The sequence below is a fragment of the Flavobacterium geliluteum genome, assembly GCF_017948595.1.
In the GTDB taxonomy this organism is placed as follows: domain Bacteria; phylum Bacteroidota; class Bacteroidia; order Flavobacteriales; family Flavobacteriaceae; genus Flavobacterium; species Flavobacterium flavipigmentatum.
The window spans coordinates 59,230-78,193 of the sequence record NZ_JAGFBV010000024.1; the positions used below are offsets into that span (position 1 = coordinate 59,230).

Annotated in this window: 15 protein-coding genes; 5 read left to right on the forward strand and 10 right to left on the reverse strand. The window is 34.5% G+C overall.

Annotation, left to right across the window (positions count from 1 at the left end; all coding sequences use genetic code 11):
• Positions 1 to 13: 13 nt before the first annotated feature.
• The 7 genes from lon to J3495_RS14425 all read right to left on the reverse strand — a co-directional run bounded on the left by lon (position 14) and on the right by J3495_RS14425 (position 12,704).
• Positions 14 to 2,467 carry an endopeptidase La gene (gene lon / locus J3495_RS14395; protein ID WP_210667237.1) on the reverse strand — a complete coding sequence of 818 codons (2,454 nt, stop codon included), beginning with the start codon at positions 2,465 to 2,467 and terminating at the stop codon, positions 14 to 16.
• Between the two features lie 598 nt (positions 2,468 to 3,065).
• The gene (locus J3495_RS14400; protein ID WP_210667238.1) at positions 3,066 to 4,367 is read right to left on the reverse strand and encodes an MFS transporter; all 1,302 of its coding nucleotides are present in this window, start codon (positions 4,365 to 4,367) and stop codon (positions 3,066 to 3,068) included.
• Between the two features lie 142 nt (positions 4,368 to 4,509).
• On the reverse strand, positions 4,510 to 5,325 hold the full coding sequence (locus tag J3495_RS14405; RefSeq protein WP_210667239.1) for a M48 family metallopeptidase: 816 nt from the start codon (positions 5,323 to 5,325) through the stop codon (positions 4,510 to 4,512).
• 85 nt (positions 5,326 to 5,410) lie between these two features.
• Entirely contained in the window at positions 5,411 to 7,810 is a 2,400-nt protein-coding gene (locus tag J3495_RS14410) for a glycoside hydrolase family 31 protein (RefSeq protein ID WP_210667240.1), read from the reverse strand.
• A gap of 196 nt (positions 7,811 to 8,006) precedes the next feature.
• The gene (gene glgB / locus J3495_RS14415; protein ID WP_210667241.1) at positions 8,007 to 9,914 is read right to left on the reverse strand and encodes a 1,4-alpha-glucan branching protein GlgB; all 1,908 of its coding nucleotides are present in this window, start codon (positions 9,912 to 9,914) and stop codon (positions 8,007 to 8,009) included.
• Positions 9,915 to 10,006: 92 nt separating this feature from the next.
• Entirely contained in the window at positions 10,007 to 11,287 is a 1,281-nt protein-coding gene (locus J3495_RS14420; protein ID WP_210667242.1) for a glucose-1-phosphate adenylyltransferase, read from the reverse strand.
• Positions 11,277 to 12,704, reverse strand: a complete 1,428-nt coding sequence (locus tag J3495_RS14425) for a glycogen synthase (protein WP_210667243.1) — start codon at positions 12,702 to 12,704, stop codon at positions 11,277 to 11,279. Before J3495_RS14425 ends, J3495_RS14420 begins: the two co-directional genes overlap by 11 nt.
• A gap of 133 nt (positions 12,705 to 12,837) precedes the next feature.
• Here J3495_RS14425 and J3495_RS14430 point away from each other — a divergent pair, with 133 nt between their 5' ends.
• Positions 12,838 to 13,704, forward strand: coding sequence for an alpha/beta hydrolase (locus J3495_RS14430; protein ID WP_210667244.1), 867 nt, complete (start codon positions 12,838 to 12,840; stop codon positions 13,702 to 13,704).
• 69 nt (positions 13,705 to 13,773) lie between these two features.
• The gene (locus tag J3495_RS14435; RefSeq protein WP_210667245.1) at positions 13,774 to 14,418 is read left to right on the forward strand and encodes an endonuclease III domain-containing protein; all 645 of its coding nucleotides are present in this window, start codon (positions 13,774 to 13,776) and stop codon (positions 14,416 to 14,418) included.
• 53 nt (positions 14,419 to 14,471) lie between these two features.
• Here J3495_RS14435 and J3495_RS14440 read toward each other — a convergent pair whose 3' ends face one another.
• Together J3495_RS14440 and J3495_RS14445 are read right to left on the reverse strand one after the other, a co-directional pair.
• Positions 14,472 to 14,864, reverse strand: a complete 393-nt coding sequence (locus tag J3495_RS14440) for a hypothetical protein (protein ID WP_210667246.1) — start codon at positions 14,862 to 14,864, stop codon at positions 14,472 to 14,474.
• Between the two features lie 11 nt (positions 14,865 to 14,875).
• Positions 14,876 to 15,853: a hypothetical protein gene (locus tag J3495_RS14445; RefSeq protein WP_210667247.1), complete on the reverse strand. Its 978-nt coding sequence runs from the start codon at positions 15,851 to 15,853 to the stop codon at positions 14,876 to 14,878.
• Positions 15,854 to 16,106: 253 nt separating this feature from the next.
• On the opposite strand from J3495_RS14445, the gene tnpA reads away from it, so the two are divergent.
• A complete protein-coding gene (tnpA, locus tag J3495_RS14450) occupies positions 16,107 to 16,544 on the forward strand; it encodes an IS200/IS605 family transposase (RefSeq protein WP_194620508.1) in 438 nt (145 codons plus the stop codon).
• 418 nt (positions 16,545 to 16,962) lie between these two features.
• On the opposite strand, the gene J3495_RS14455 is transcribed toward tnpA, so the two are convergent.
• Positions 16,963 to 17,577 carry an IS3 family transposase gene (locus J3495_RS14455; RefSeq protein WP_210667250.1) on the reverse strand — a complete coding sequence of 205 codons (615 nt, stop codon included), beginning with the start codon at positions 17,575 to 17,577 and terminating at the stop codon, positions 16,963 to 16,965.
• A gap of 53 nt (positions 17,578 to 17,630) precedes the next feature.
• On the opposite strand from J3495_RS14455, the gene J3495_RS14460 reads away from it, so the two are divergent.
• Both J3495_RS14460 and J3495_RS14465 read left to right on the forward strand, forming a co-directional pair.
• Positions 17,631 to 17,996 (forward strand): ISAon1 family transposase N-terminal region protein, encoded by a 366-nt coding sequence (locus J3495_RS14460; RefSeq protein WP_210667248.1) that lies wholly within the window; start codon positions 17,631 to 17,633, stop codon positions 17,994 to 17,996.
• Positions 17,997 to 18,006: 10 nt separating this feature from the next.
• Positions 18,007 to 18,960: an ISAon1 family transposase gene (locus J3495_RS14465; protein WP_210667251.1), complete on the forward strand. Its 954-nt coding sequence runs from the start codon at positions 18,007 to 18,009 to the stop codon at positions 18,958 to 18,960.
• Positions 18,961 to 18,964 lie beyond the last annotated feature (4 nt).

An 18,964-nucleotide genomic window follows, 5' to 3' on the forward strand; every position in this document is an offset into this window, starting at 1 on the left:
TTTGGCTAAAATTTTATTTTAACTGTTTTGCGTTTTTAACATTTTGATCGGTTAAAGCGAGTGCCAAAACTTCGCTCATTTCTTTTACATAATGAAACGTTAGGCCTTCAAGATATTCGGTCTTAATTTCATCAATATCGCTTTTATTTTCCTGACACAAGATAATTTCTTTGATGTTGGCTCTCTTTGCAGCCAGAATTTTCTCTTTGATTCCGCCAACAGGCAAAACTTTTCCACGAAGCGTGATTTCGCCTGTCATGGCAAGACTCTTCTTTACTTTCTTTTGAGTTAATAATGACACTAAAGAAGTCAGCATTGCAATTCCGGCACTTGGTCCGTCTTTGGGTGTTGCACCTTCCGGAACGTGTAAATGAATATTGTATTTTTGAAATAAATCGGTAGCCAAACCTAACTTTTTAGCATTTGCTTTTATGTATTCAAGCGCAATTGTAGCCGATTCTTTCATGACAGTACCCAGATTTCCGGTAACGGTCATAACTCCTTTTCCTTCAGAAATTAAAGATTCTATAAACAATATATCACCGCCAACGCTTGTCCAGGCAAGCCCCGTAACTACACCGGCAACATCATTGTTTTCGTATTTATCGCGCTCTAATCTTGGCACTCCCAAAACGCTGATAATATCTTCGTCTGTCACTCTTTTATTGTACTCTTCCTCCATCGCAACCGATTTGGCTGCATTTCTGATGACTTGTGCAATTTTGGTTTCGAGATTACGTACACCAGATTCGCGGGTATACCCCTCTACAATTTTCTCTAATTGTTTTTTACCAATTGTCAGGTCTTTGGTTGTTAAACCGTGCGCCTCAAGTTGTTTTGGAAAAAGATGTCTTTTGGCAATTTCTACTTTTTCTTCAATAGTGTAACCTGACATTTTGATCACTTCCATTCTGTCGCGAAGTGCGGGCTGAATGGCGGCCATGTTATTTGAGGTTGCAATAAACATCACTTTTGATAAATCATAACCCATTTCGAGAAAATTATCATAAAAAGAATTGTTTTGTTCAGGGTCTAAAACTTCTAATAATGCAGAAGAAGGATCGCCACTATTGCCACTGGAAAGTTTATCAATTTCGTCTAAAATAAAGACAGGATTTGAAGTTCCGGCTTTCTTTAAACTCTGAATAATTCTCCCCGGCATTGCACCAATGTATGTTTTTCTGTGTCCGCGAATTTCTGCTTCGTCACGCAAACCACCTAATGAAATACGGACATATTCGCGCCCTAAAGCTTCTGCAACAGAACGACCAATAGAGGTTTTACCTACTCCCGGAGGCCCTGTCAAGCAAATTATCGGCGATTTCATATCGTTACGCAATTTCAGAACTGCCAAGTGCTCGATCATTCTTTTCTTTACTTCTTCAAGTCCAAAATGATCTTTATCTAATATTTTTTGAGCATTTTTTAAGTCAAACTTGTCTTTAGAAAATTCGCCCCAAGGCAAATCTAAAAACAGTTCTAAATAATTGCGCTGAATACCAAAATCAGGTGATTGCGGATTCATTCTGCGCATTTTAGACAATTCTTTTTCAAAATGTTTCTGCGTTTTTTCGTCCCATTTTTTAGACTTTGCTTTCAGTCCCATTTCGTCCATTTCTTCCTCTTGCGAAACACCGCCCAGTTCTTCCTGAATGGTTTTCATTTGCTGATGCAAGAAATATTCGCGTTGCTGTTGGTCTAAATCAAAGCGAACTTTTGATTGGATATCATTTTTTAGTTCTAATTTTTGCAACTCCACATTCATGTAGCGCAACGTTTCGAGAGCTCTTTCTTTTAAACCATTTATCGATAACAAACCTTGTTTTTCTTTTACCGATAAATTCATATTAGAAGAAACAAAATTGATCAAAAACGATTGGCTTTCGATGTTTTTGATGGCAAAAGTAGCTTCTGACGGAATGTTTGGACTTTCCTTTATAATTTGAATTGCTAACTCTTTTACAGAATCTAAAATAGCTGTAAACTCAGAATCATTTTCATCCGGGCGAGCTTCAGATACTTCTTTAATAGTAGCCGTGATGTAAGGATCTTCGGTTAGCACTTCATCTATTTCGAAACGTTTTTTTCCTTGTAAAATTACCGTAACATTTCCGTCCGGCATTTTAAGGACACGCAGAATTCTGGCTACAGTACCAATTTTATGAATATCATCTTTTGATGGATCTTCGTCTTCTTCGTTGATTTGCGATACTACTCCAATGATTTTACCCGCCGAATTTGCATCATTAATTAGTTTTATAGATTTATCTCTACCCGCCGAAATTGGAATTACAACACCCGGAAATAAAACCGTATTTCGCAGAGGTAAAATTGGCAACGAAACAGGAAGTTCCTCGTTATTCATTTCCTCTTCGTCCTCAGGTGTTAATAATGGAATCAATTCTGCTTCTGAATCAAATTCTTGAAGTGACAGATTGTCAATTGTGAGTATTTTATGGTTTGACATAATAATATATAAGTCGTTTTGTCATTAAAAGTTTTATTCTAACTGTAAATCTGCTCTTAAAACCGTTTGTTTTTACTACAAACACATCAAGTCTTTCAAATACTAGATAGACCGTAAAATTAGACAATCATTATGCCAAAAACAAAAAAGAGCGATTTGAAATGCAATCGAACTAAGAAAATTAGACACTCATTAGGGTATGGCTAAAAAATATTGGAATTACAACCTACAAATTAATATTTGCTAACTCATAATTAGAAATTGTGATCTACAAATTAATTTTTGTTAACTCATAATTAGAAATTGTGATCTAAAAATTAATATTGATTAACTCGTAATTAGAAATCGTGTTCTGCAAATTAATTTTTGTTAACTCATAATTAGAAATCGTGTTCTGCAAATTAATATTTGTTAACTCATAATTAGAAAACGTGATCTACAAATTAATTTTTGCTAACTCATAATTAGAAAACATGTTCTGCAAATTAATATTCGTTAACTCATAATTAAAAAATGTGGTTGCCTAAAATTAGAAGTACAAGAGTGTACAAAAATTAGGGTAAAGTCTACAAAACATAGTGTAACCTGAAGTGTTTTATTATTTTAAAACACCTTTTTTTGGTACTCTTCTGAGCAAAAGCACTCCAACAGTAAAAAATACGGCCAAAATAACAATTGCAAGACGCGGGCTACCCGTAATTTGATCGATTATGCCGTAAACGCACATTCCGATTACGATGCCTATTTTTTCGGCCACATCATAAAAGCTAAAAAAGGACGCCGTATCTTCTGTTTCGGGCAATAATTTTGAATATGTAGAGCGTGATAAGGCCTGGATTCCGCCCATTACAAAACCAATTAGGGTTGCCATGACATAAAAATGGATGGGTAATGTTATAAAATAAGCCAAAATGCAAAGCAATATCCAAATGCAATTGATGACGATGAGTGTTGGGATGTTGCCAAATTTGGCAGATGCTCTAGAGGTAAGAACCGCGCCAACAATGGCGACTAACTGTATTAATAAGATGCAAATGATAAGTCCCGTTGTGCTTTCGCTTTCTGAAGACCACTGAATTTCCTGTGCTCCAAAATAAGTTGCGACGATCATAACTGTCTGAACGGCCATGCTGTAAACGAAGAAGCTTCCTAAATATCTTTTTAGAGAAATGTTTTCTTCTAATAATTTCCAGACTTTTTTTAATTCTTTAAAACCATTAAAAATGACACTTCTCGTTACTTTTTCGCCCGTACTATTGTTTCCTTTTGGGAGATAATAATAGGTATATTGACTAAAAAGAATCCACCAGACCCCTACCATTAAAAACGAATATCTCATGGCCTCGATTTTGGCATCGCCTTCAGCACCCATAATCATGACCAAATTAATGATCAATAAAACCACGCTGCCCACGTAGCCCAATGAGTAGCCTTTTGCGCTTAATTTGTCTTGCTGCTCGGGAAATGCAATGTCTGGCAGGTACGAATTGTAAAACACCAAACTACCCCAAAAACCGATTAATCCTAAGAAATAAAACAGTACGCCCACGTATATATTTTCGAGCCTGAACCAATACAAACCCATACAAGACAGGGCACCCATGTAACAGAAGAATTTCATAAACGACTTTTTATTGCCCACATAATCTGCAATACCTGATAAAAGAGGCGAAATAAAAGCCACTACCAAGAATGCAGCTGCGGTAATAAAACTTATTAAAGCTGTGTTTTTAAGATTCATTCCGAAAGCATCGATATAATGATCTCTTTTTAAAAATAATGCTTCGTAAAAAATAGGGAAAACAGCGGACGAAATTACTAAAGGATAAACTGAATTTGCCCAGTCATAGAAGGCCCAGGCGTTTAATAATTTTTTGCTTCCTTTGGATAAATTACTCATAAATAGGGTTGTGTTAGTCTGTTGCGAATTTATCTATTTTTTATTAAGAATTTGTTATTTGAAGATTAAGTTGATTACTTTTTATAAAAAAAGCCATTCTTAAAAAGAATAGCCTTGTTTTTATGATAAAATAATAAGTATATTATTTAAACATTACGCCATATTTTGCGGCTTCAGCTTTTGCTTGCGGAATTAAAGCTTTTAAGTTGGCGATACGTGTAGCGTCTGAAGGGTGTGTGCTCAGGAACTCTGCCGGGGCAGCTCCACCACTGGCTTTAGACATCCTGTCCCAAAAAGCGACAGCGTTATCCGGATTGTAACCTGCAATTGCCATAAGCGTAAGACCTATTTTATCTGCTTCACTCTCATTACTTCTGCTAAAAGGCAACATACCTCCTACCTCTGTACCAAGACCGTAAGCCTGAGAAAAGATAGCTCTTGTTGTCGATGATTTATTGGTAGTTGCAGCATCCAGAGCAGCACTCCCAATTTGTTGCAACTGTGCGGCGCTCATACGTTGTTGACCGTGATTGGCCAGCGCATGCGCTACTTCGTGCCCCATAACGGTAGCCATTCCTGCATCATCTTTGCAAACCGGAAGAATACCGGTGTAGAAAACAATTTTACCACCCGGCATACACCAAGCGTTCAACTCTTTATTATCGATTAGTTTGTACTCCCACTTATAATCTTTAAGGTACTCTTTGTACCCATTTGCATTAAGCCAAATTTCGGCAGCATTTTTGATTTTGATTCCTACATTTTCAACTCTTTTTGCATCTGCAGTACCGGTTACTACTTTGTTTTCTGATAAGAACTTATCGTATTGCTGAAAGGAAGCCGGAAGTATTTCGCTGTCCGGAACCAATGCTAACGTACTCTTTCCTGAAAAAGGATTTGTAGCACAAGCGGCTACTAAAATGGCCAAAAAAGCACCTGTTACTAAACGTTTTTTCATGATTTATAATTTTTAAAACATCCAAAAATACAATTATAATTGATTGTTCTCTTTACATAATTATCAAAAAACTTATCAAAATTTCTTACCAGCCAATAAGGTGAAGCTCGTTAAATTCTTTATCAATTACCAAAGAACCTTCGGTATCGAAGTTTGTTCTGTCAAAAGAAATTATTTCGTTATCGATTTCTATTTCTTTTACTCTGAATGGAAGTCCGATAAAATTGATTCTGTATTTGGTGTAAGGTGTTTCATATTTCCCTTCTTTATGAAGCTGTACGATAAGCTCTTTTTCTTTTCCGATGGAACGGAAGGAAAGAAAACTGTATCTTCCTTTTTTATAATCGTAACCGTCTTGCGCATCTTCGTACACTACTGAATTTTCTTTACCATTTTTATAATACAAATCAAGCGTTAATTCATCAAACTCCAGTTCGCCAACATATTGCTGTACAGGATATTTTGGAATGATCGCACCTGCTTTTACATACACGGGAATTTCATCAAACTTAGTGTCTATCCAGACTTCTCTCCCGCCAATGGCAAGTTCGTTGGTCCAATAGTTATACCACTCGCCTCTAGGAATATACATTCGCCTACCTAAAGAATTAGGTTCGAGTATTGGGCACACCAAAATTTGATTTCCAAAGATAAACTCATCATTGCGATAATGTGTCTGAATGTCATCCTGATCATAATACACAAGAGGTTTAAGCATTGGAACACCTTCCTCGATATACTGCCAGAACATAGTATATAAGTAAGGTAATAATTGGTATCTTAAATTAATAAATTTTCTGGTAATATTAATAACATCTTCATCAAACGCCCAAGGTTCCTGATCGCCGTGATGCCCAGAAGAGTGTGTTCTGCAAAACGGGTGAAATACCCCTAACTGAATCCAGCGTGCATATAATTCTCCTGTAGGCTGCTCTGCAAAACCACCAATATCAGAACCTGTAAAACCCATTCCGGAAATACACATGCGTTGTACCTGAATGTTGGCAATCCATAGATGTTCCCAAGTTGCTACATTGTCGCCAGTCCAGGACGAAGTATAACGTTGAGCACCCGAATAGGCAGAACGAGTGATTACAAAAGGGCGTTTAGGATATGCAAAACGTTTTACACCATGATACGTGGCCCGTGCCATTTGTGTACCATAAATATTATGTGCTTTTCTGTGGCTACAAGGGTTTCCATCATAGACATGACGCACATCCATTGGGAAGGTTTTGTTAGGAACCTCCATAACAGCAGGTTCATTCATATCATTCCAAACCCCTTTTACACCTATATCTGAAATTAATTCTTTAAACAAACCAGCCCACCATTCTCTTACTACAGGATTTGTATAATCCGGAAAATTACATTCTCCGGGCCAGACTTTCCCTTTCATATAAGGTCCATCGGCTCTTTTGCAGAAATAATCTTTTTCTAATGCTTCTTTATATACCCAATAATCTTTATCTATTTTAATTCCTGGATCGATGATTACGATAGTTTTAAATCCATCATCTGCCAGTTCTGCCACCATTTTTTTAGGATCAGGAAAGTATTCTTTGTTCCAAGTAAAACATCGAAATCCTTCCATGTAATCAATATCTAAATAAATCGCGTCACACGGGATTTTTAGTTCTCTGAATTTAGAGGCAATTTCTTTTACTTTGTTTTCAGGATAATAACTCCATTTGCATTGATGATACCCGAGCACCCAAAGTGGCGGAAGTTCTGGTTTTCCTGTAAGATCTGTATAAGAAGTTACAACATCCTGCATTTTTGGGCCGTAGAAAAAATAATAATTCATTTCGCCTCCTTCTGCCCAAAAGCTTGCTACACTTCTTCTTTCATGACAAAAGTCAAAAAAGGTTCTAAATGTATTGTCAAAGAATATTCCGTAGGATTGTTTGTTTTGCAACCCAATATAAAAAGGAACCACTTTGTATAAAGGTTCCTGATCTTTGCTGTAAGCGTATTGATCTGTGGCAAAATTCTCCAGTCTCTTGCCTTTTAAGTTTAGCTGAGTAGCTTTGTCTCCCAGACCGTAAAAACATTCACCATCTTTTGATGATTTACTCATTTTTACAATGTTTCCGCCGTATTCGTAGCTTTCTTCCCAATGAAAACCCAATTCATCTTCCAGAATAACATTGTCATTAAGGTCTAAAATTGAAGTGCGTAAATCTGCTTTTTGAATTTTGGCTTTTACTTTGCTGGTTTGAATTTGATAATAGGTTTCTTCTTCGGTAACTTCAAGAAAATTGTAACCATGCAATTGCGTTTTGTCTATTGCATACGAAAAATCGTTGCTAAAATATCCTTTTGTAGTAAATCTAAAACGTATTAAACTGTCTCTTAAAACCGTAACTTTCAAAATCACCTTATTATCAGTATGAAAAAAGATGGAATCTCCTTCCTGCTCAAACGCAACTATTTTTGATGGATATAAATCCCCTTTATATTCTAATTCGGTATTTGTAATCATTTTTTAAATAATTTAATTTCAACAACTTACTTGTATTTCAAACGTACAAAAAATACAGGTATAGCACTAAAAATAATGCGTTTTTTCACGAAAACGATATCTTTGACTGAATGGTAATTTATATCTTATAAAATCGATAATTCTATAATTTAAAAAAATAAAAATCATAAAATCACAGTAAAAAAAAGTGATAGTATTATGCGATAGAATAAACGGTGACGCTCAAGGGAGGTAAAATCAATTCGATAGAATAATCCCTGCCATCGTAAGGAGAAGATTCAATAGCCAATAAACCTGAATTCGTGACACCACTTCCTCCATATTGACTAGAATCGGTATTAAAAATTTCTTTTAATTTACCTTTTTGAGGAATCCCGATACGATAATTTTCTCTTACAACGGGAGTAAAATTGCATACTACGATTAGATTTTGGCTTTCGTTATTACCCTTCCTTATGTAAGACAAAACAGCATTCTGATGATCTGAGTAATTAATCCACTCGAAACCATCGCCAGAAAATTGTTTTTCATATAATGCAGGACTGCTTTTATACAACTGATTCAGGTCGGTAATAGTCTGTTTTATTCCTTTATGAAAATCGTATTGCAATAAATGCCAGTCGAGACTTTTCTCGAAATTCCACTCATCTGTTTGTCCAAATTCAGAGCCCATAAACAATAATTTTGTTCCAGGATGCGTAAACATATATCCATACAATAATCTTAAATTGGCAAATTTTTGCCACTCATCACCGGGCATTTTATTGGCGATAGATTGCTTGCCATAGACTACTTCATCATGAGAAAAAGGCAGCATAAAATTTTCTGTAAAAGCATAAGTCATCGAAAAAGTCAAATCGTTTTGATGGTACTTTCTATAAATAGTATCTTTTTGAAAATATTTTAAAGTATCGTGCATCCATCCCATCATCCATTTCATTCCGAAACCTAAACCACCTGTAAAAGTAGGTCTTGAAACCATTGGAAACGAAGTGCTTTCTTCAGCAATTGTCTGAACTCCATCAAAATTGGCGTAAATCACTTCATTAAATTCTTTAAGAAAGCTAATGGTCTCCAGATTTTCTCTTCCGCCATAGATATTAGGCTCCCATTCTCCATCATTTCTGGAATAATCCAGGTATAACATAGAAGCTACGGCATCTACCCTTAACCCATCTGCATGATATTGGCTTAGCCAAAAGACAGCATTACTGATCAGGAAAGCGCGTACTTCATTGCGTCCATAATTAAAAACCAAACTCTTCCAATCGGGGTGATAGCCTTTTCTGCGATCTGGATGTTCGTACAAATGCGAGCCATCAAAAAAGCCCAAACCATGTGCATCATCTGGAAAATGAGACGGAACCCAGTCGAGAATAACACCAATTCCTGCCTGATGAAGCTTATCTACCAAAAACATAAAATCCTGCGGTTTGCCAAAACGTGAAGTAGGCGCAAAATATCCTACCAATTGATAACCCCAAGAGGGATCATAAGGATACTCCATTACTGGCATGAACTCTACGTGCGTAAACCCAGTTTCTTTGACATAAGCAACCAAATCTTCTGCAAGCTGCACGTAACTTAAAAAAGAATTGTCATGAGCATTGCGCTTCCAGGACCCTAAATGTACCTCATAGACAGAATAAGGTTTATCAAGACCATTACTTTCCTGACGCGAATCCATCCATTTATTATCATTCCAGTTATAGTCTAAATCCCAAATTACCGATGCGGTATGTGGTGGTTTTTGGCAGTATAATGAAAAAGGATCAGCTTTTTCGGTTACAACCCCGTCAATATTCGACTGTATTTTATACTTATACAGCGCTCCTTTTTCAAGATTAGGAATAAAACCCTCCCAAATACCTGAAGAATCCCATCTAACTTGTAAAAGATGCTCACCTTGTGTCCAATAATTAAAATCTCCAACAACCGAAACAGACTGCGCTGTTGGAGCCCAAACAGCAAAATAAACTCCTTTTACACCATCAACTTCAATTAAATGTGCTCCTAATTTTTCGTATAATTTATAATGTTTTCCAGATTTAAATAAATTGATGTCAAAATCTGTAAATAAAGAGTGCGTAATAACGTTGCTCATATATTGATTGTAATTTCTAAATAAATAGAAAATTAATAAATTAAAATCTTTAGTCTAAAACTAAAAATTTAGAAAAAATAGGTTTTAAAATTTTATTCAATTCTAAAATTATCCGGTATCGTGACTGATTTTTTGATCACAACAATTCCGTCTTTGATGGCATACAAATCACTTGTAATGTTTTCTAAATGAGATCCGCCGTTGATGTAAACATCGTTTCCGATACGGCAGTTTTTATCTACAATTGCATTTTTTATAAAACATCTTTCCCCTATTCCGATGTGTTTTCTGCCGTTTTCGATATCATCTTCCAAATCTTTTAGATTTTGATAGAGATCGTTACCCATTACATAACAATTTTCGATAACCGTATCACTCCCAATTCTGGAACGAATACCGATTACAGACCTGATAATTTCTTTGGCATTTATAATACAACCTTCTGAAATAAGGGTTTTATCAACTGTTGTTTTGAAAAATTTTGACGGAGGCAGTAATCTCGGTCTTGTAAAAATCTTCTTGTCATTATCAAATAAGTTAAATTTTGGCAAATCATCCGTAAGACCAATATTTGCTTCAAAAAACGAATCAATATTTCCAATGTCTGTCCAATATCCTTCGTATTGATAACTTAATATTTTTTTGTTTCCAACGGCTTGCGGAATTATTTCTTTACCAAAATCTTTTGTCTCTGTATTAGACATCAATTCTACCAAAAGCTTACGATTAAAAATATAAATCCCCATTGAAGCCAGGTAATGCTTGCCTTGGCTCTTCATTTCATCACTCACTTCAGATTCCCATTCTGGCAATAACGAAGCATTTGGCTTTTCTATAAATGATATAATTTCATTATCTGCATTGGTTTTTAATATTCCAAATTCAGGAGCGTCTTTTGCGTTTACGGGTAGGGTTGCAATAGAAATATCGGCACCATTTTTTATGTGTTTTTTGATCATGGCACTAAAATCCATTTCATATAACTGATCTCCTGAAAGAATCAGGGCATATTCAAAATCATGATTCAAAAAATGGGGCATACACTGCCTTACTGCATCTGCAGTGCCCTGAAACCAGGTAGGATTATCGGGCGTTTGCTCTGCTGCCAAAATATCAACAAAAGCGCTGCTAAAAACACTAAAGTTATACGTGTTTTTGATATGCGCATTTAGTGATGCCGAATTAAACTGTGTCAGGACAAACATTTTATATATATCAGAATTGATACAGTTTGAAATCGGGATATCAACCAGTCTGTATTTACCCCCAATGGGTACCGCTGGTTTAGATCTTGTTTCTGTTAACGGATATAGACGAGACCCTTGACCTCCCCCTAAAATAATGGCAACAATACTTTTTTTGTTAAATCTCATTTTTCCGAATTATTAAGTTGTAAATTTCGATATATTCCTGACAAACGCTTTCCCAAGAATGATCTGTCCCCATTCCAAGCGTTCTTATTTTATTAAAACTTTCCTTATTATCATAAAGCTCCACAGCTCTATTTATAGAATACACAATATCTCCTACAGATGCCTGATCATGACAAATACCATTTCCGTTATCTCCAAAATCAGTAATAGTATCCTTCAAACCACCTGTTCTTCTTACAATCGGAACGGTACCGTAACGCAACGAATACATTTGGTTTAACCCGCAAGGCTCTACTCTAGAAGGCATTAACATAAAATCAGAGCCTGCGTAAATTAAATGTGATAACTCTTCATTATATCCTATAAAAACATTGTAATTGCCTTTATAATCCTTTTTTAACTCCGTTAATTGTTCTTCGATACGAGCATTACCTGAACCCAAAATCAAAATATTAATGGCTTTGAAATTTTCTGCTAATGCCAATGCCGAAGCCTCAGGAAGTAAATCGCCTCCTTTTTCTTCAAACAATCGGCCTATGAAACTAAAAAGTGGTTTTGTAGCGTCTAACTCGAATATTTCGCAAAGTTTTTCTTTATTTTTTTGTTTTCCTTTTTCGAAATCTTTTATAGAAAATGTTTGCGCAATCATAGCATCTTTTGAGGGATCCCAGACTTCTATATCAATACCATTAAGGATGCCCTTTGATTTATCCCGAACAGAATTAAAAAGTGATTCTAATCCATTTGCAAAAACATTAATCTCGTCTAAATAACTCGGCGAAACAGTGGTTACAGCGTGGGCACATTTTACGGCAACTGCCAAAGAATTAATAGCATAATCCCAATCTAAAAAACCAACATGCTTCAAATCAAATTCTGGTATATAAAACAATTTATCAAAACCAAATTGTCCTTGGTACAAACCGTTATGAATCGTAATGACAGTTCGTACTTTTTCTATTTTGGAATATTGGTAACAGTATTTTATCATAAACGGAATCAAACCCGTATGATGATCGTGACAATTTATAATATCTGGAATTGTTTCCCTCGATATAATCCAATTGAGTGTTACAATCTGAAAAGATAAAAAACGCTCAATATCATCTTGATAACCATAAATATCAGGACGATCAAAAAGTTCCTTAATTTCAATTAAATATAATTCATAGCCCAGCTTATCAGTGGTTTCTTTGAAAACACTAAAAGGAAAATTAAAATTCCCTAATTGAACAGTTCCAGAATGTACACATTCAAAATCATTTTGACTTCTAAATTTTGTTTGATAGCTAGGCAATACAACTCGTACCAGATGACCTGCTTTTTTTTGGTACTTCGGCAATGCGCCAACAACATCTGCTAATCCACCCACTTTTGCTATCGGATAGCATTCTGCGCTTATATGATAAATTTCCATTTATTGAATTTTATAACGAAATATCTACATAAAATAAAAGTTAAACACATTACTAATTATTTATCTTACTTTTATGCTTTTTAAATTTAGCAAAAAAATAATAAAATCACTACAATAATTCCGATTTATTAAAATGACAAAGAAATCACAGAAAAAAACACAGTCTTTAAAAATTCCACAGTATATTCTTATAATTAGTAAAATAAGTTCTTTAATTTCTTCAAAATTGGCGACATCATTTGCTGCTAGGCTTTTTACAACACCTATAAAACATAAAATTCCTGCAAGAGAGCTTGATATGGAACTAAAAAGTATTCAGAAAAAATTATGGATCCCTACTATTAAAAAAGAAATCATTACCTACGAATACGGAAAAAGTGAGAGTAAACGTAAAGTTTTGTTAGTCCATGGATGGTCTGGGCGTGGTACACAGTTATTTAAAATAGCAGATGAATTATTGGCCAATGGTTTTTCTACTGTGAGTTTTGATGCTCCAGCTCATGGAAAATCGGCAGGAAAAACAACAATTATGATGGATTTTATTGAGTCTATTCTTGAGATAGAAAAACAATATGGCCCATTCGAAATAGCTATAGGACATTCTTTGGGGGGAATGTCAGTCCTAAATTCGGTAAAAAAAGGTCTAAAAGTACAGAATGCGGTAATCATAGGAAGTGGTGATATTGTACAAGATATTTTAGAGGATTTTACTTCAAAAATAAAATTAAAGCCAATTTATAGTCAACGCTTATGCGATTATTTTGAGAATAGATACAAAGTAAAAATGAATGATTTCTCTGCTTATGTAGCGGCTCAAAAGGTAAAAATTCCGGTCTTAGTTATTCATGACAAGAATGATCATGATGTACCTGTAACAGCGGGAATTCATATTCATAAACACTTAGAAAATAGTGAATTAGTAGTAACAGAAGGTTTAGGGCATCGAAAAATTTTGGGTGATAAAGATGTTATTCAAAAAATAATTAATTTTATTAAATAGTTCCAAAAAAAAAACTTAATTACCTCTTATTTGGCAGTTATAACTAACAAAATATCTAAAGAAATTTAAATGGATTTATTTGGAGAAGCATCAAATTGGGAGATAAAATTAGCACCCATTCTCGCAAAATATCAGGGTAAAAAGCATCCTTTAGAATACCAAAACATTTATCAATTGATGATTATGGTGATCTTATCTGCTCAGGATTCTGATGCTAATATTAATAAAATAGTACCAGCACTTTTTGAAAAATTTCCAACTCTTAGTAGTCTTGCAAACACTGATGAAGCAACTTTATTACCCTATATTAGTAAGGTTAGAAATTTTTTAACCAAGTCAAAATGGATTCTGGATATTGCAAAGACACTACAAAGTGATGAAAAAATTCCTTTAAATATGAAAGAATTAGTTGCTTTAAAAGGCATCGGACGAAAATCTGCCAATGTAATATTGCGAGAAGCAAAACAAGCGCATGAGGGAATTATTGTTGATCTTCATGTAATTCGTGTAGCACCAAGAATCGGTATAGTGGCAGAAAATAAAGATGGTAATAAAGTCGAAAATGAACTTATGAAAATCCTACCACAAAATATTTGGCTAGAAATCGGAATGGCGATTTCATTTTTGGGAAGGGAAATTTGTCGTCCTACCCATCCAAAATGTGATAGCTGCCTTATAAATGATTATTGCAATTTCTATAAAACCAAGGCCTAATTAAACAAATTAAGCCTTGGTCTGTGATCTATTTTATAAAACGTTCAAATATATCAGTAAAATTGCCAATCTGAACTTTCTAACTGGTTAATAATTCTTTTTAATTTTCTAAAAGCGAAATATTGCCCGTAAGCTTTTCCTAAAAAGGCACCTAAAAGACACATCAAAAAAACAAAGGCAAATGTTCTCCAGGACAAAAAAAGTTCTTTTTTGCTATATTTCCATGCAATTGCAAGTAAAAAGAAAACAAAAACAAAAAACTTACCTTCTCCACAACCACAGGCTTTGTAATAACGATTTATTTTTTGTTCCCAACGCACAGAAATCTCATTTTCCAGATTTTTTATGTCTAATTTCACCTCATTAAATCGGTAAAAAAGGGATCGAAAAGACTTTAAATATAATAAATCATCGACACATCGAATGACGTAAAAATTAGTATCCATAAGACTCATCATTAAATATAAACACAATGTCTGGAACTTCTTAAAGTAGCAATCTGAAGATTTGACATATTAAAATTGATTAAATCGCCTGTTGTCCCATCAATAGAAATAGTAGGAAACATTAAATTATTTCGATCACCATCAATATGAGGCAATAGACAGGAATGTCCTATTTCGTGCGCAATAGATTGAATTCCAGTAAGACTAGGTTCTACGACAATATAATTATGTGTTGCTGCAAAACTACAACCAACAGTTGTTCTAGGAGTAATATTCTGAACGACAAAAGCAATAATTTCAGAGCCATAACCCACTACTCTTTTCAAACCATCTTCAAAAGCACAATCGGCCGAAACCAATTCATAATACGAACCTCCAATCCACCAATCCGAAAAAAAACCTCCAGCTCCACAATCAATATTATTGGCACTTTCGGGCGTATTTAGTTGCGGAATACATACACCTGTATAAATCAAATTGACATTACATTGTGTTCTAAAAATATTCTGAGCTGTTCTAATACCTCTGATCGCACTTGCCTCATCTGTATGTGGTGTTCCATTATTATTTAAGATAATTAGTTTTACATACATTTTTTTAGGTAATCTAATTCCAACCAAGGATGCCAAAAAATCAGGTAATCCTACAATTCTCCAAATAATTTCAGTAACCCAATTAATAATAGTTCTAATAATTCCTCCTATAATCGGAATACTTAAAATTAAATTAATCACAAACCCAACAAGATCCAGAATCAAGCCCACGATAGTGCAAACTACCTCTGTAATAAGTTTAGTAATAGCAACTATGATCCAGGTAACCACCAAAACGGCAACTACTACAATCCAGCAAAACCATTTATTGCAACACAAACACCACCAGTTACAAGATTGTTCTCTACATCTTCGCTCCTCTCTATTTATCCAGTTTTCAACAGGTTGCTGTACATTTTCTGTTATCCAGCGACTAACTTCTCTACATACTCTCATGATTTTAAAAATTTAGTTAAACATCATTGCCATCTTAGTCAAACATTATTTTGACGATCAAAACAATTTCCCAAATTTCTATACTTCATCAGAATATTTTCAGAGGACATAAACCCTTTTTTACAGGGTTATTTCCCCTTTTTTTTTTCAAAAAAAAAATCAGAAGAAACTTTATTGGTCTCAGATTCGGGTTTAAAACCCTGCAATTTATTGCAGTACTTTAGTAATGCGAAAAAATCTTTATCTTTAGATTATGAGTACAGATATAAGAAAAGGTTCGCATACAGTAAGCAGATTAACCTGTCATGTTGTTTGGGTTACCAAGTATAGATTTAAAGTTTTGAAAGGGGATGTTCAAAAGCGTTGTCGTGAACTTTTAATACAAATATGTGAAGCAGAAGGTATTGAGATTTTAAAAGGAGTTGTGAGTTCAGATCATGTGCATATGCATATCGAATATGCGCCAAAGCAGAATGTCAGCACAATTTTGAAAAGTTTAAAAGGAAGAACATCACGAAAGTTGCAAATGGAATTTCCAGAACTTCAAGCCCGCTATTGGGGTCAGCATTTTTGGGCAAGTGGCTATGGAGTTTGGAGCACAGGAAATATTACCGATGAAATGGTAAATGATTATCTAGAACATCACAGAAGAAAAGAAGGAGATGATAATTCAAATTTCATTCTTGAATGAAATAGAAAGAGGGACTTTCAGTCCCTCGTAAAACAAACCTCTGCACTTTCAGTGCAGAGTGGTTTAGTTAGAAAGATGTAATTTATTTTTTAATTCGTGAGAATCGCTTGTATCAAAATAGTAATTTATTTTTTGATAATATGCTAATAGGAATAAGAAAAGTTTATCGTTATTACTTTAATATATGACTTTTGCATTTACTATTTATGGCGTTTCCCTATGGGTCAGGCTGTCCGCTATATCTTTTGCGAGGGAAGGTTTTGGTTATGACAGAGTATAAATCAACCGCAAAAGGATGCCACTTCCATCCTTAACGCACTTTTAAAAATCCCTACAACTTTTGGTATTGATTTATTAAATTTTAAGATTTTTATCTCGTCCTAAAAAAGTGATACAGATTATTAGATAAAATTAAATATTAAACAGTAGTAAAAACGTTTTTGCTACTGTTTTTTGTTTTATAGGTTCTCATCTTAGTTTTGTTTTGAGAATGCATTTGGTTTGGCGTCAACATATAATTTGAATAATGGGGTCTAATTTCATTATAAATAGTAACTGATTCTTTGATAATTTGATTTGTTATTTTTGCTCCTTGATTGTATTTGTCAATGTTAAATTCTTGTTTTAAAATTCCATTTATTCTTTCTGCAATAGCATTTTCATAAGGATCTGAATTTTGTGTCATACTGCATGAGAGCTTGTTTTTAATAAGTTCTTCTTGATATTCATTGGCACAATATTGAATTCCTCTATCCGAATGATGTATCAATTGTAAATGAGAATACTTTCTTTGTTTAAGAGCCATTTTTAAAGCCATTATACTACTTCGGGTATTTAAATTGTTAGCCACAAAGTAGCCCATTATCTTCTTTGAATACGCATCAGTAACTAAACTTAAATAACAAGGGTTGTCTCTTTTTCCAATGTATGTAATATCAGATACCCATACTTGTTCTGGTCTGTTTATTTCTAAATCTAAAATTAGATTTTCGTATTTTCTAAAGCGATGATGTGAGTTGGGATCAACGCATATTGTTGTGGGGAAATATTAAAATCTGGATATTTGTATTTTCAAATTATACCCTAATGCAAGATTCTTTTATCGATATCCTTAAGTTGTTACTGCCTGAGATACTAGTAGACTACTTTGAACTTACTTCTTATAAAAAAGAAGAGGAAACACTACATCTGTATTTAAAAGAGATTAATTCGATACCTAAAGAATACCGAGAATCAAAATTAAGCTCAAAAGGATTTTTTGAAGAGATAACGGTTCAGGATTTTCCTATCCGCGGACATCAGGTGTATCTTCATATTACTCGCAGAAGATGGCTTAATGAAGATACTGGAAAAGTGGTTTTTAGAGATTGGAATTTAGTAGCAGACGGAACTCGTGTAACCCAGGAGTTTGCGTCTTTTTTAAAAGAAATCAATAGATTCCAGTCCAAATGATTGTAATACCATTGCCTCTTTCTACGGAGTTTCTGGTAGAAACCTGCAAACTCAATATAAAGATTTTCTAAGTGATTTTAAAGTTTGGGATCAACTACCACATGCTAAAAAATGGCTTCTTTTTCCACAGAATATCGGAAAACGTTTATCCATAGATGAAACCTCCCTTTCCAATGGCGAGCTCTATACTATTTTAACCAACAAATCCGGTAAAGGTAGAAAAGGCGCCATAGTGGCTATGGTTGCAGGAACTAAAGCAGAAACAGTGATTGGCGTTATTGAAAAGATCCCTCTTCAACAACGAAATCTAGTCAAGGAAATCACCCTGGATATGGCCGGAAACATGGGATTGATAGCTAAAAAGTGTTTTGCTAATGCTACTCGCGTTACAGACCGATTCCATGTTCAAAAGCTAGCTACAGAGGCCCTGCAGGAAATCAGGATTAAATATCGCTGGGAAGCCATCGATCAAGAGAATGATGCTATTGAAAAAGCCAAAAAGTCAAAAGTAAATTTCGAATCTAAGATACTCTCAAATGGAGATACCCTTAAACAATTACTAGCCAGAAGTCGCTATTTCTTGTACAAAGCCAAAACGAAATGGACTCAAAATCAAACAGAACGGACTGCATTACTATTTGAATTATATCCTGATATTCAAAAAGGATACAATCTAACTCAAGAGCTCCGTAACATCTTTGAGAATACAAAAGACAAAATCATTGGTTTTGCAAAATTAGCCAAATGGCATGAAAAAGTAAATCAATCTGGGTTTAAGTCTTTCGGTACAATCTCTCGTACCATTATGAATCATTATCAAACCATATTGAACTATTTTGATAACAGAAGTACTAATGCTTCTGCAGAATCATTCAATGCTAAAATAAAAGCATTCAGATCAAAATTCAGAGGTGTTAGAAATGTAGAATACTTCCTTTTTAGACTCACTACTATTTATGCATAATTTT